Origin of the sequence: Nocardia sp. alder85J (assembly GCF_020176955.2) — a bacterium.
Taxonomy (GTDB): domain Bacteria; phylum Actinomycetota; class Actinomycetes; order Mycobacteriales; family Mycobacteriaceae; genus Nocardia.
Genome location: NZ_JAIUCZ020000006.1, coordinates 161,736 through 174,779 on the forward strand (window position 1 = coordinate 161,736; position 13,044 = coordinate 174,779).

Here is a 13,044-nt window from a genome sequence, read left to right on the forward strand (position 1 = left end):
TACGCGTATGCCGTCCGATGATCTGCGCGCCGGCGAATCGCTGATCCGCACCGGCGATTCGGGATTCGAGATCGATCAGGCGGTGTTCGGCGACTGGCTGGGCACCCTCGGGCTGGCCCGCACCGCACCGGTGCAGGCCACCCGGGTCGGTGTCGGCCAATCCAATCTGACCTTCCGGATCACCGATGCCGAAGGGCGGCAGTGGATTCTGCGCCGACCGCCGCTGGGTCACCTGCTGGCCTCCGCGCACGACGTGGCGCGCGAGGCCCGGGTGATGGCGGCGCTGGGGCCGACCGACGTGCCGGTGCCGCACATCCACGACGTGCGGCACGAGGGCGAGGTCGCGCTGGTGCTGATGGAGTGCGTCGACGGGCTGGTGCTCGATCGCCCGCCCGTCGCCGAACAGCTGACGCCGGAACTGCGCCGCGCCACCGGAGTGTCGCTGACGGCCACCCTGGCCCGCATCCACGCCGTCGATCTCACCGCCACCGGGCTCGACGATCTGGCGAGCCACTCCCCCTATGCCGCACGGCAACTCAAACGCTGGCCGGCGCAGTGGGAGAAATCGAAGACCCGCGAGCTGCCGGTCCTCGACCGGCTCACCGAGCGGCTGCGCGCGGCGGTCCCCGAACAACGCGAATTGTCGCTGGTGCACGGGGATTACAACCTCCGCAACGTGATCGTCGCCCCGGACAGCGGGCAGATCGCCGCGGTGCTGGACTGGGAACTGTGCACCCTCGGCGACCCGCTCGCCGATGTCGGCAGCCTGCTGGCCTATTGGCCGCTACCCGGTGAGCCCTCGGTTCCGGGCGTGGATCTGTGCCTGCTGCCCGGCTTCCCCACGCGGGAGGAACTGATCGACGAATACCTGACGATCACCGGCCGCGATCGGAAGGCGCTGGCATTCTGGCACACCCTGGGCCTGTGGAAGCTGGCGATCATCGCCGAGGGCGTACTGCGCCGCGCGCTGGACAACCCGCGCAACCGGGCGCTGTCGGGCACACCCACCACCGAGCTGATCGACGAGCTGATCGGCCTCGCCGATCGGGTCGCCACCGACGCGGGCCTGTGAGACACGGGCGACCAGCACCCGTGCCGCGCCTGCTGTCGTACTGCCCGGATAGTGTGAGAACAAGCACTGGCTTGGTTGCACTACGGCAAGTTGCCAGAATGTAACCTCAAAGGGCAATCATCGCAGGAGGATTCCCCGTGGCGCAGACCGAGCGTTCCGAGCCGTATTTCACCGAGCGGGACGGCGCGCTGCTACCGGCTCCGCACGCCCGCAGCTGGTGGACGGCGGGCATGCTGCACGGCCGGCTGCTCGCCGGTCTGCTCGCCCGGTCGCTGGAACAGCAACATTCCGGTGAGGGGCTGCATTTCGCGCGCCTGACCGTCGACATGTTCCGCAACGCCCCGATGGAACCGCTGCGCGTCACCACCGAGCGGGTACGGGACGGCCGCCGCATCCGGGTGGCCGACGCCGTCGTGCACGCCTCCGTCGGCCCGGTGGCCCGCGCCGCCGCGGTGCTGCTGCGCCGCGGTGAACAGCCGACCGGCTTCGTGCCCAACATCCCGGAATGGGACGCGCTGCCGCCGGATCAGTTGCCGGACACCACGAAACCCGATTTCCCGATCCAGATGTTCGACGCGCACAACACGCCGATCGGCTACTGGGGCGACAGCGGGACGCTGGCCCGCCGGATCTGGGTACACGAATTCTCGCCCCTGGTTGCCGGAGAGTCGCTGACCCCGTTCGTGCGGGCCGCACTGGCCGCCGACGCGGCCAGTCCGATGACGCACGCGGGGAAGAAACTGGAGTTCATCAACGCCGACTACACGCTGTTGCTGAGCCGCCTGCCGATGTCCGATGTGGTCGGCCTGGAATCCGGCGGCCACATCAGCGAGGACGGTATCGCCGTCGGCCACGCCACGGTCTACGACATCGCGGGCCCCATCGGCCACTGCACCACCACCGCGCTGGCCAACCAGCGCTCCGTGAGCGGTCCGAAAACCGCCTCCTGATCAGCGGTGGCGCCGCTGATCGGGAGGCGGCGAAGCGGGTTGCGGGTCAGGCCGGGAGGTCGACCAGACCGGCCAGGCGCGCATGGTGCGCGGCCGGGCTGCCGTAGCCGAGTTGATCGGCCTTGGCGCGCTTGAGATACAGATGCACCGGATGCTCCCAGGTCATGCCGATGCCGCCGTGCAGTTGCAGGGCCTCCTCGGCGGCCAGCACCGCGACGTCGGCGCAGTACGCCTGTGCCAGGGCCGCCGCCACCGACCGGTCCGGATCGTCGGCCGCCAGCGTCGCCGCCGCGTAACGTGCCGCGGCACGGGCGGATTCGACCTGCACGAACAGATCCGCCAAGCGGTGCTTGACGGCCTGGAACCCGCCGACCACGCGGCCGAACTGCTTGCGCACCTTCAGGTATTCGACGGTGGTGTCCAGGCACCACTGCGCGATCCCCACCTGCTCCGAGGCCAGCAGGGCCGCACCGGTTTCCAGCGCGCGGTCGACCGCCGCGCGCGCGGCGTCACCGGTGGCCAGCAGGGTGCCCTCGGCCCCGGCGAGGGTGAGATCGGCTATCGGGCGGGACATGTCCAGCGACACCACCGCGGCGACCGAGACCTGTTCGGCGGCAACGGCATACAGGCGCAGCCCGTCGGCGGCGGTGGCCGGGACGAGCAGCACCGCCGCGTCGAGTGCGCCTGCCACGGAACGGATCTCACCGGTGAGGCGGTCGTCGGCGACGGTCACGGTGGGCGACGCCGTCAGCGCGGTGAACGGCGTCGCCAGCGCGGCGATCGTCCCCTCGGCGACCGCACCGGCCAGTTCCCCGGCGCCGGCGGCCAGCAGCGCGGTCACCGCGACCACCGCACCGGTCAGGAACGGCACCGGCGCCACCGCGGCGCCGAGTTCCTCCAGCACCACCGCGGCCTCGCGGGCGGTCGCACCGGCGCCGCCGAACTGCTCCGGCACCAGCAGACCGGCGAGTCCCACCTCCGCGGACAGCGTCCGCCAGAGGCCGGGATCCACGGTTCCGCCGTCGTACAGCGCCGCGACCTGGGGTGCGGACAGCTTGCGCGACACCACCGATCGCACCGACGCCCGCAGCGCCTCCTCGACGTCGGTATAGAGCAGATCCACATCCGCACCCGGCGGGACTGCGCTCATCGGCCCGGCTCCTTCCACGAAATCATCACCGCACCAGGGAAAATGCCGCTCATCGGGGCAGGTCCTTCCACGGGATCCCCTTGTCGCCACGGGGTTCCGGGGGCAGGCCCAGCACCCGTTCGCCGACGATGTTGCGCAGCACCTCCGAGGTGCCGCCCTCGATCGAATTGCCCTTCGCCCGCAGGTACCGGTACCCGGCGTCGCGGCCGATCATGTCGACCGTCTCCGGCCGCCGCAGCGTCCAGTCGCCGTAGCGCAGACCGTCTTCGCCGAGCAGTTCCAGTTCCAGGCCGCTGAGCTGCTGGGCGAGCCGGGCGAAGGTCAGCTTCAGCGCCGAACCCTCCGGACCGGGCCGGCCCGCGGCCAGCTTCTGCCGCAGCCGGGCGCCGGTCAGCCGCGCGACCTCGGCATCGACCCACGACTTCAGCAGGCGCACATGCAGTTCCGGGTCGCGCCGTTCGGGGTGGGCCCGCCAGGTGCGGGCGACCGGGCCGATCATGCCGCCCTCGCGCGGCATCGCGTGGCCGCCGATCGCGACCCGCTCGCTCATCAGGGTCGCGTTGGCGACCTCCCAGCCCTGGCCGATCGCGCCGAGCCGGTTCGCGTCCGGAATCCGCACGTCGGTGAGGAACACCTCGTTGAATTCGGCCTCACCGGTGATCTGCCGCAGCGGCCGTACTTCGACGCCGGGATCGGTCATATCGCAGACGAAGTAGCTCATGCCCGCGTGCTTGACCGCGTCCGGATCGGAGCGCGCCAGCAGGATCGCGAAGCGCGCGTTCTGCGCGCCCGAGGTCCAGACCTTCTGGCCGTTGACGACCCAGTCGTCGCCGTCGCGCACCGCGCGGGTGGCCACCCCGGCCAGATCCGAGCCCGCACCCGGTTCGCTGAACAGCTGGCACCAGATCTCCTCGCAGGTGAACAGCGGCCGCAGATAGCGGCGCTGCTGCTCCGCGGTGCCGTAGGCGAGGATCGTCGGCGCGGCCATGCCCAGGCCGATCGGGTTGCGGCCCCGCTCGGTATCCGGTGCGCCCCCGGCCGCCAGCAGCGCGTCGACGTGATTCTGCAACTCCCGGGCCAGGCCCAGGCCGCCGAGTCCGATCGGGAAGTGCACCCAGGCCAGCCCGGCGTCGAACCGGGCCCCCAGGAATTCCACCCGGTCGGTCGTCGCCGGGTCGTGGTCCTCGAGCAGCGTCGCCACTCGCTTCGCCACCTCGTCGATATCGGTCACTACACGCCTCCTGTCAGGGTCACGCCACCGTCGACCACGATCGTCTGGCCGGTCAGCCAGGCGGCGTCGCCGGAGGCGAGGAAGGCCGCGACACTGCCGATGTCCTCGGGCACGCCCAGCCGGCGCAGCGGATACGCGCTGGCCACCTCGTCCTCGTGGCCGCCGTACAGCATGGTGGCGAATTTCGTCTTCACCACCGCGGGCGCGATGGCGTTCACCCGGACCGCCGGCCCGAGTTCCACGGCGAGTTCCTGGGTCAGATGCACCAGCATGGCCTTGGTCGCGCCGTAGAAGGCGATGCCGGGCGCCGGTTTCAGGCCCGCGACCGAGGCGACATTGACGACCGCGCCGCCGTGCGCCCCCAGCCATGCCGTGTGCGCACCCTGCACCCAGGAGATCGCGGACAGGCAGTTCACCTCCACGGTCTTGCGCGCCGCGCCGAGGTCCAGTTCCAGCAGCGGCCCGTACACCGGGTTGATGCCCGCGTTGTTGACCAGCACGTCCAGCGATCCGAAGGCGGCGATCGTGCGCTCGATCGCCTCGGCCTGATGGTCGGGGTCGTCGGCGCGGCCGGCCACCGCGAGCGCGTGCTCCGGTCCGCCCAGTTCGGCGACCGCGGCGTCCAGCGCCTCCTGCTTGCGGGCGGTCACGCACACCCGGGCACCCTCGTCGACCAGTCGCTGTGCGATCGCCAGCCCGATACCGCGGCTGGCGCCGGTCACGATCGCCGTCCTGCCCTCGAATCGACTCATCGTCGGAACCATCGATACAGCCCTTCCCGCCGTCGGTTGCTCGCTGCGCGCACGACCAGACTCACCCACACTCGAACTCGACGTCAAGTTCATCATCGAGCGTACGGGAAGTGAATCAGATCACAACAGTGGTAGCGGCCGAGCGGGTTCAGCGGGCCGCGGACAGCCCCAAGGTGTTGCACCAGATCCGGTTCAGTCCGTCGAGCAGCCGCTCCAGCGCGATGTCCTCACCGTGCACGAACACCATGTAGGCCATCCGGCTGGTCATCGTGGACAACGACAGCGCGGTCACCCACGGATCCAGATCGGCATCGACCAGCCCACCGGCCTGCAGGGACCGGATCATCGCGGCATTGCGCTCACCGAAGGCCCTGGCCCGGTCGAACCGGATGGTCCGGAACTGCTCGTCGACCTGCGCCACCTGCTCCAGCACCGCCATCAGCCGATGATTGCGCTGGTAGGACAGCAGATATTCGCGATTGGCCGCCGCGATGAGCAGCCGTGGATCGTCGACGCCGGAGCGCTGCCGGATGTGCGGTTGCAGCATCTCCTCCCGCAACTGCTCGACGACCTCGGCGAACACCTCTTCCTTGCTGTCGAAATAGGTGTAGAACGAGCCGGAGGCCACCCCCGCCGCCTTGGAGATGTCACTGATCCGGGCATCGAGGTAGCCGTCCCGCTCGAACACCTCCCGCGCCGCCGTCACCAGCGCACCACGCGTCCGCATCCCCCGCTTGCTACGGGGCACCAGCTTCCCGGATTGCTCCTCGGTCACCTCTTGCGCACTCACCGTCCCACTCGCTGTCCCCGGCGACCCTCGCCGGTGCGGAGGATAGTAACAAGCCCCCCGGACATCACCAGGTCAGCGATGTGACGCCCGGGCATCCCGGTGACCGGGCGATCGACTGCTACCGGGATGCCGAGCCCACCACGATCACGTCCAGGGTGCGCGGCCCGTGCACGCCCTCGACCCGATTCAGTTCGATATCACTGGTGGCGCTGGGTCCGCTGACGAAGGTCAGCGGACGCACCGGGTCCAGGATGCGGAAGGCCTGCGGCACGGTGTCGACGATCTGGTCGGTGCGCACCACGCAGAGGTGGTGGTCGGGGACCAGGGTGAGGGCGCGGCGGCCCTGGGCCGGACCGGCATCGAGGACGATCGTGCCGGTCACCGCGATGCCGAGGCGGCAGCCGGTGAGCACCGCGTCGGCGGCGTCCAGTTCGGCCACCGGCAGCAGGTGGGGATCGCCGTCGATCGCGAGTGTGGTTCGGGGACGCCAGCTCTCGGGCAGATCGGCGGGGCAGACGACCGTGCTGCCCGGCGGCAGGAGGCCGGTGATCAGGTCCGCGATCTCCGGCTCCGTGGTGCGGTGCACCCGGGCGCGGTAATCGGCGACAGTCGCGGCAAACAGCTCGGCGTCACCGGGTCCGGTCGCCGGCGCGTGTTCGTAGTCGCGCGGAATTGCCACCGGCGCAACGCTTCCCGTGGCCGCCCGGATCCGGGCGAGCATCTCGGCGCGAGCATCGGCGGTCATCGGCGGCCTGCCGGAGGTGCGTGCCGGAGCCATTGCCCCGCCGCCTGCGTCACGGTCGATTCCGCCTCGTGCCGCGCTGCCGCTGCGGTCGTCCCGCGGTGCGGCACCGGCACTACCGTGGGTCGGCCCGGATGCCGCGGTGCCGCACTCATTTCCGCTCCTCGTGGGTGCGCGACCACCACTGCCGGAAGGTCTCCTTCGGCGGCAGGGGCAGGTCGCGGCTGGTGGTCCACTTCGAGCCCGGATAGGGCAGGGTGGTGATGCGGCCGCGGGCGCGGCCGAGCAGACGGCCCAGGCGGGTCAGGCGTTCGGCGGCGGCGAAACGGGACGGGGTCGACATCGCGGCGGCGGCCGCCTTCATCGCCAGGTCCTGGGGGCCGGGCAGGCCGCCGCGGTGGGCGTCGACGGCGTGGGCACGCAGGTGGACCAGGATGCTCGGGATATCGATGCGGACCGGGCAGGCGTCGAAGCAGGCGCCGCACAGGGTGGAGGCGTACGGGAGGGTCGCGTTCGGGTCGTCCGGACCGGTGAGGCCGGTCAGCTGGGGGCTGAGGATCGCGCCGATCGGGCCCGGGTAGACCGAGCCGTAGGCGTGGCCGCCGACGCGCTCGTACACCGGGCACACGTTCAGGCAGGCGCTGCACCGGATGCAGTGCAGCGCAGCGCGTCCCGCCTCGTCGGCGAGGACGCGGGTGCGGCCGTTGTCGAGCAGGATCACATGAACCCGCTGCGGTCCGTCGCCGGGATGCACGCCGGTCCACATCGAGGTGTAGGGGTTCATCCGCTCGGCGGTGGAGGAGCGCGGCAGCAGTTGCATGAACACCTCCAGATCGGTGAACGACGGCACCAGTTTCTCGATGCCCAGCACCGTGATCAGCGTGTCCGGCAGGGTCAGGCACATCCGGCCGTTGCCCTCTGATTCGACGACGGTGAGCGTACCGGTCTCCGCCACAGCGAAATTCGCGCCGCTGATCGCCACCTTCGCGGTGAGGAACTTGTGCCGGAGGTAGGTGCGGGCGGCGGTCGCCAGGGCGCGCGGATCGTCGGAGATGTCCGGGTCCACCCCGGGCATCTCGCGCAGGAAGATCTCGCGGATCTCGGCGCGGTTGCGGTGGATCGCGGGGACCAGGAAGTGACTGGGGGTGTCGTGGCCCAATTGCACGATCAGCTCCGCCAGATCGGTTTCGTAGGCGGTGATCCCGTGCTCGGCCAGCTGCTCGTTGAGCCGGATCTCCTGGGTGGCCATGGATTTCACCTTCACCACCTCGGTACTGCCGGTGGCGCGGATCAGGTCGGTGGCGATGCGGCCGGCCTCGGCGGCGTCGCGGGCCCAGTGCACGGTGCCGCCGCGCGCGGTGACATTGGCCTCGAACTGTTCCAGCAGCTCCGGAAGCCTTTGCAACACTGAGGCTTTCAGCGCGCTACCGGCCGCCCGCAACTGTTCCCAGTCGGGCACCTCGGCCACCGCGGCGGCTCGCTTCGCGCGGATGGTCGCCGTCGCGGCGCCCAGATTGGCCCGCAACTGGCTGTCGCCCAGCGCCTTCCGGGCGGCGGCCGGGAAGGTCTGCGTCCCACGCAGATCGCCGGTGCCCGGCGGCGGACCCGGGTTGCCGAGGAAGGTGCTCATCGCCGCATCCGTTCCCGGATCGACCGCCGCGGGCTCGATCCGGCCTCGGTCGCCGCCAGGATCTCGGCGAGGTGGACGGTGCGAATTCCACTGCGCAGCCGCGACAATCCACCGCCGATGTGCATCAGGCAGGACGAATCGCCGGCGGTGCAGATCTCGGCGCCGGTGCCGCGCACGGTGCTCATCTTGTCGGCGAGCATCGCGGTGGAGACGTCGGAATTCTTCAGCGCGAAGGTACCGCCGAAACCGCAGCAGGAGTCGGCGGCGGGCAGTTCCAGCAGGGTCAGGCCGCGCACCTCGCGCAGCAACCGCAGCGGTTTGTCGCCCACCCGCAGCATCCGCAGCGAATGACAGGTCGGGTGGTAGGTGACCCGGTGCGGATAGTAGGCGCCGACATCGGTGACCCCGAGCACGTCGACCAGCAGTTCCGACAGCTCGTAGGTGCGGGCGGCGACGGCCTCGGCCCGGACCGCCAGCGCCTCGTCACCGGCGCGGCGCGCCACCATCGCGTGCTGATGCCGCACCGAACCCACACACGAGCCCGACGGCGCGACCGCCACGTCCCAGGACGCACTCTCGAAGGCCGCCACATGATTTCGCACCAGCGGCACCGCCTCGGCGAGATAGCCGGTGTTGACGTGCATCTGGCCGCAGCAGGTCTGCCCGGCCGGGAACACCACCTCGTGGCCGAGCCGCTCCAGCAGCCGGACGGTCGCCGCGGCGGCCTCCGGGAACAGCGCGTCCGCCAGACAGGTGGCGAACAGGGCAATACGCATCGGCTCTCCCGGCGATCGGATGTGGTCCGACCACGGTAGCACCATGGTCCGACCACGACGGACTTATGGTCCGACCACAAGGGGTAAACTGCCGGGGTGCGAACCCATGAAGTCGTCCTGCGGCGGATCGAATCGGACCTCGCGGCCGGACGGGTGGCCGTGGGCGGCCGTCTTCCGGCCGAACGCGCCCTGGCCGAGGAACTCGGCGTCGGCCGCTCCTCGGTGCGCGAGGCGCTGCGGGTGCTGGAGGCGATGGGCGTGGTGCGCACCTCCGCCGGTTCCGGCCCCGACGCCGGGGCCATCGTCGCCGCGGATCCGGCCGATTCGATCGGCACCGCGCTGCGGCTGCACGTCGCCACCCGCACCCTGCCGGTGCGCGATCTGGTGCAGACCCGCATCCTGCTGGAGACCTGGGCGGTCCGGGAGGCCGCCTTCCGGGCGGCCGGCACCGAGATGCCCGCGATCGACGCCCTGCTCGACGCGATGGACGATCCGGCGCTCACCCCCGACCAGTTCCACCGTCTCGACGCCGAGCTACACGTGGCGCTGTCGGGTCTCGCGGGCAATCTGCTGATCGAGGCGATGATGTCGGCGCTGCGCGAGGCGATCCACGGCTACGTGATGGCGGCGGTGTCGCGCCTGACCGATTGGCCCGCCGTCGCCGCCGAACTGCGCCGCGAGCACCGGGAGATCGTCGCCGCGATCCGCCGCGGGCACGGCGCCAAGGCCGCCGAACTGGTGCAGGTACACATCGCCGGATTCCACGCCCTGGTCGATCCGGGCGCCTGAGCCACCCGATTGCGCGGGTGTTGCGCGAGTTGGCCCTCACCCCATCGCGTTTCGGTGACACTGCGGCGAAAGCCGTTGCCGCCGTGTCGCTTCACCTCCGGCGCCGCGATGACGCGTCACGGGCCGGTTGCACGGTCCGGTGGCGGTCCGTAGCGTCGAGGAGGTGGTCGATGTGATGATCGAAACACTGGGGGACGATTTCTTCACCGAGCCGCAGGTCTACTACCGGCGGTGGCGCGAACACGGGCCGGTGCACCGGGTGAGCTTCCCGGACGGCATCCCGCGCTGGATCGTCGTCGGCTACCCCGAAGGGCGTGCCGCACTGGCGGATCCGCGGCTGCACAAGGATGCCACCGGGCTGGTCGAGCTGTTCCGGCACAAGCGCGCCGACCAGCACGTCAACTCGCAGGAGTCGCTGCTCACCGCGCACATGCTCAACACCGACCCGCCCGACCACACCCGGCTGCGCAAACTGGTCGGCAAGGCGTTCGCACCGCGGCAGATCGCCGGGCTGCGGCCGCGGATCGAGCAGATCGCCACCGACCTGCTGGACCGGCTGGCCGGCCGCGACCGGTTCGACCTGCTCGCGGAATTCGCGGTGCCACTGCCGATCACGGTGATCTGCGAACTGCTCGGCGTGGACCTGGCCGACCGGGACACCTTCCGCGAGCAGACCGCTCTGCTGCTGAGCACCGGCGCCCGTTCCCCCGACACCGTGCGGGCCGCCGAGCAGATGTCGGCCTACATGTGGAATCTGGTGCAGGACAAGACCACCCATCCGGGCAACGATCTGCTCTCGGCGATCCAGGCGCCCGGCGACGACGGCGACCGGCTCAGCGAGACCGAGACGGTGTCGATGGCCTTCCTGCTGCTGGTCGCCGGGCACGAGACCACGGTGAACCTGATCGGCAACGGGGTGCTGGCCCTGCTGCGCGACGAAACCCGCTGGGACGCACTGCGAGCCGATCCGGCGCGGGTGCCGGTCGCGGTGGAGGAGTTCCTGCGCTTCGACAGCCCGGTGAACGTCTCCACGCTGCGCTTCACCACCGAGCCGATGACCATCGCCGGTGTCGAGATCCCGCCCGGCGAACTGGTCCAGATCGCGCTGTCCGGCGCCAATCACGACCCGGCGCACTTCGCCGCCGCCGACGACCTCGACCTGACCGGCGACGCCACCGGACATCTGGCCTTCGGCCACGGCATCCACTACTGTGTCGGCGCACCGCTGGCCCGGCTGGAGGCACAAATCGCGTTCACCGCACTGCTGCAACACTTTCCGCGGCTGCGGCTGGACGCCGACGTGCGCACGCTGCGCTACCACCACAGCACCCTGATCCGCGGACTGACCGAACTGCCGGTGTCGCTGGGCGAGTGAGCACGGCGGGTGTCGCCGGACCGCACAGCATACCTTCAGCATCGGCCCATTGTCCGGTCTTCCGCAGGTTGCACTCAGAGCGAACGCAACTATCGCCGCCGTGGCAACCGATTCCTACCGTGGTGCCCAGACCACCTGCCGCCGGATCGCACCCCGGGGCAGGTCCGCACACGCCACTCAGGGAGCCTGACGATGACCGACGCCGAGCCGATCGACCCCACCGCCGCCTGGAGCTTCGAGACCAAGCAGATCCATGCGGGCCAGACCCCCGACGGGGCCACCAACGCCCGCGCGCTGCCCATCTACCAGACCACCTCGTACACCTTCCGCGACACCAGCCATGCCGCGGCGCTGTTCGGGCTGGCCGAGCCGGGCAACATCTACACCCGCATCGCCAACCCCACCCAGGACGCGGTGGAGCAGCGGGTCGCGGCACTGGAGGGAGGCGTCGCGGCACTGTTCCTGTCCTCCGGGCAGGCGGCGGAGACCTTCTCGATCCTCAATATCGCCGGCGCCGGCGACCATATCGTCTCCAGCCCGCGGCTCTACGGCGGCACCTATAACCTGTTCCACTACACCCTGCCGAAGCTCGGCATCGAGGTCTCGTTCGTGGACGATCCGGACGATCTCGAGCAGTGGCGGGCCGCCATCCGCCCGAACACCAAGGCGCTGTTCGGCGAGACGGTGTCCAACCCGCAGAACCACATCCTCGACCTGCCGGGTATCTCGGCGGTCGCGCACGCGGCCGGCATCCCGCTGATCGTCGACAACACGGTGCCGACCCCGTACCTGATCCAGCCGCTGGCCCACGGCGCCGACATCGTCGTGCACTCGGCCACCAAGTACCTGGGCGGGCACGGCGCGGCCATCGCGGGCGTGATCGTCGACGGCGGCACCTTCGACTGGACCGTGCGCGACGAGCACGGCGAGCCGCGCTTCCCCGGTTTCGTCACCCCGGACCCCAGCTACCACGGCGTGGTGTACGCCGACCTCGGCGCCCCGGCGTACGCGCTCAAGGCCCGGGTGCAGTTGCTGCGCGACCTGGGCTCGGCCATCGCGCCGTTCAACGCGTTCCTGATCGGTCAGGGCCTGGAGACGCTGAGCCTGCGGATCGAGCGGCACGTGCAGAACGCGCAGGCGGTGGCGGCGTTCCTGCAGGAGCGGCCCGAGGTCACCACGGTCTACTACGCCGGCCTGGAGTCCTCGCCGTGGTACCAGCGCGGGCGCGAGCTGGCCCCCAAGGGCGTCGGCGCGGTGATCGGCTTCGAACTGGCCGGTGGCGTGGACGCGGGCAAGAAGTTCGTCGAGGCGCTGACCCTGCACAGCCATGTCGCCAACATCGGTGACGTGCGCTCGCTGGTGATCCACCCCGCCTCGACCACGCACTCCCAGCTGACCCCGGAGGAGCAGCAGGCATCCGGCGTGACGCCGGGCCTGGTCCGGCTGGCGGTCGGCATCGAGGGTATCGACGACATCCTCGCGGATCTGCGGGCGGGTTTCGCCGCCGCGCAGTAACGGACAGGGGTGGGTCGTGAGGTCCCCGAATCGATCCACCCCGGATGCCCGGCTGCCCGAATTCCCTCGGGCGGCTGGGCATCGTCGTGCCGGGTCCGGTGACGCCGGCGAGCGGCGTGGTACCGCCGGAGGTGCGGCCGGCGGCGCGGCGCCGGGGTGAGGTCTCCCCCGCCCGGGACGATGTCGTGCTGGTCGAACACGCGTTGACCGGGGACTCCCACGTCACCGGCCCGGCATGCAGCGTTCCATACGATCGGCGAACGATGATTTCC

General features: G+C 70.6%; 12 protein-coding genes and 1 pseudogene. 6 read left to right on the forward strand and 7 right to left on the reverse strand.

Annotation, left to right across the window (positions count from 1 at the left end):
* The first annotated feature begins 7 nt into the window (after positions 1–7).
* Entirely contained in the window at positions 8–1,072 is a 1,065-nt protein-coding gene (locus LBW94_RS23905; RefSeq protein ID WP_225059122.1) for a phosphotransferase family protein, read from the forward strand.
* Positions 1,073–1,209: 137 nt separating this feature from the next.
* Complete coding sequence (locus LBW94_RS23910; RefSeq protein WP_225059121.1) at positions 1,210–2,022, forward strand: acyl-CoA thioesterase domain-containing protein; 813 nt, start codon at positions 1,210–1,212, stop codon at positions 2,020–2,022.
* 46 nt (positions 2,023–2,068) lie between these two features.
* On the opposite strand, the gene LBW94_RS23915 is transcribed toward LBW94_RS23910, so the two are convergent.
* The 7 genes from LBW94_RS23915 to LBW94_RS23945 form a co-directional block, all read right to left on the reverse strand.
* Positions 2,069–3,172, reverse strand: a complete 1,104-nt coding sequence (locus LBW94_RS23915) for an acyl-CoA dehydrogenase family protein (protein ID WP_225059120.1) — start codon at positions 3,170–3,172, stop codon at positions 2,069–2,071.
* Between the two features lie 49 nt (positions 3,173–3,221).
* On the reverse strand, positions 3,222–4,403 hold the full coding sequence (locus tag LBW94_RS23920) for an acyl-CoA dehydrogenase family protein (protein WP_225059119.1): 1,182 nt from the start codon (positions 4,401–4,403) through the stop codon (positions 3,222–3,224).
* The gene (locus LBW94_RS23925; protein WP_225059118.1) at positions 4,403–5,155 is read right to left on the reverse strand and encodes an SDR family oxidoreductase; all 753 of its coding nucleotides are present in this window, start codon (positions 5,153–5,155) and stop codon (positions 4,403–4,405) included. The genes LBW94_RS23920 and LBW94_RS23925 overlap by 1 nt, the downstream gene beginning before the upstream one ends.
* Positions 5,156–5,303: 148 nt before the next feature.
* Positions 5,304–5,945, reverse strand: coding sequence for a TetR/AcrR family transcriptional regulator (locus tag LBW94_RS23930; protein WP_323137913.1), 642 nt, complete (start codon positions 5,943–5,945; stop codon positions 5,304–5,306).
* Positions 5,946–6,063: 118 nt separating this feature from the next.
* Positions 6,064–6,690 (reverse strand): LutC/YkgG family protein, encoded by a 627-nt coding sequence (locus tag LBW94_RS23935; protein ID WP_225059117.1) that lies wholly within the window; start codon positions 6,688–6,690, stop codon positions 6,064–6,066.
* Between the two features lie 148 nt (positions 6,691–6,838).
* Positions 6,839–8,317, reverse strand: coding sequence for a lactate utilization protein B (locus tag LBW94_RS23940; protein ID WP_225059116.1), 1,479 nt, complete (start codon positions 8,315–8,317; stop codon positions 6,839–6,841).
* Positions 8,314–9,093 (reverse strand): (Fe-S)-binding protein, encoded by a 780-nt coding sequence (locus LBW94_RS23945; RefSeq protein WP_225059115.1) that lies wholly within the window; start codon positions 9,091–9,093, stop codon positions 8,314–8,316. Before LBW94_RS23945 ends, LBW94_RS23940 begins: the two co-directional genes overlap by 4 nt.
* Positions 9,094–9,189: 96 nt before the next feature.
* Here LBW94_RS23945 and LBW94_RS23950 point away from each other — a divergent pair, with 96 nt between their 5' ends.
* The 4 genes and pseudogenes from LBW94_RS23950 to LBW94_RS23965 all read left to right on the forward strand — a co-directional run.
* Positions 9,190–9,882: a FadR/GntR family transcriptional regulator gene (locus LBW94_RS23950; RefSeq protein ID WP_225059114.1), complete on the forward strand. Its 693-nt coding sequence runs from the start codon at positions 9,190–9,192 to the stop codon at positions 9,880–9,882.
* A 175-nt stretch (positions 9,883–10,057) separates the two neighbouring features.
* A complete protein-coding gene (locus tag LBW94_RS23955; protein ID WP_225059134.1) occupies positions 10,058–11,257 on the forward strand; it encodes a cytochrome P450 family protein in 1,200 nt (399 codons plus the stop codon).
* Positions 11,258–11,449: 192 nt separating this feature from the next.
* Positions 11,450–12,772: a bifunctional o-acetylhomoserine/o-acetylserine sulfhydrylase gene (locus LBW94_RS23960; RefSeq protein ID WP_225059113.1), complete on the forward strand. Its 1,323-nt coding sequence runs from the start codon at positions 11,450–11,452 to the stop codon at positions 12,770–12,772.
* A gap of 44 nt (positions 12,773–12,816) precedes the next feature.
* Positions 12,817–13,008: pseudogene (locus LBW94_RS23965) on the forward strand (homoserine O-acetyltransferase); the annotation flags it as partial.
* Positions 13,009–13,044 lie beyond the last annotated feature (36 nt).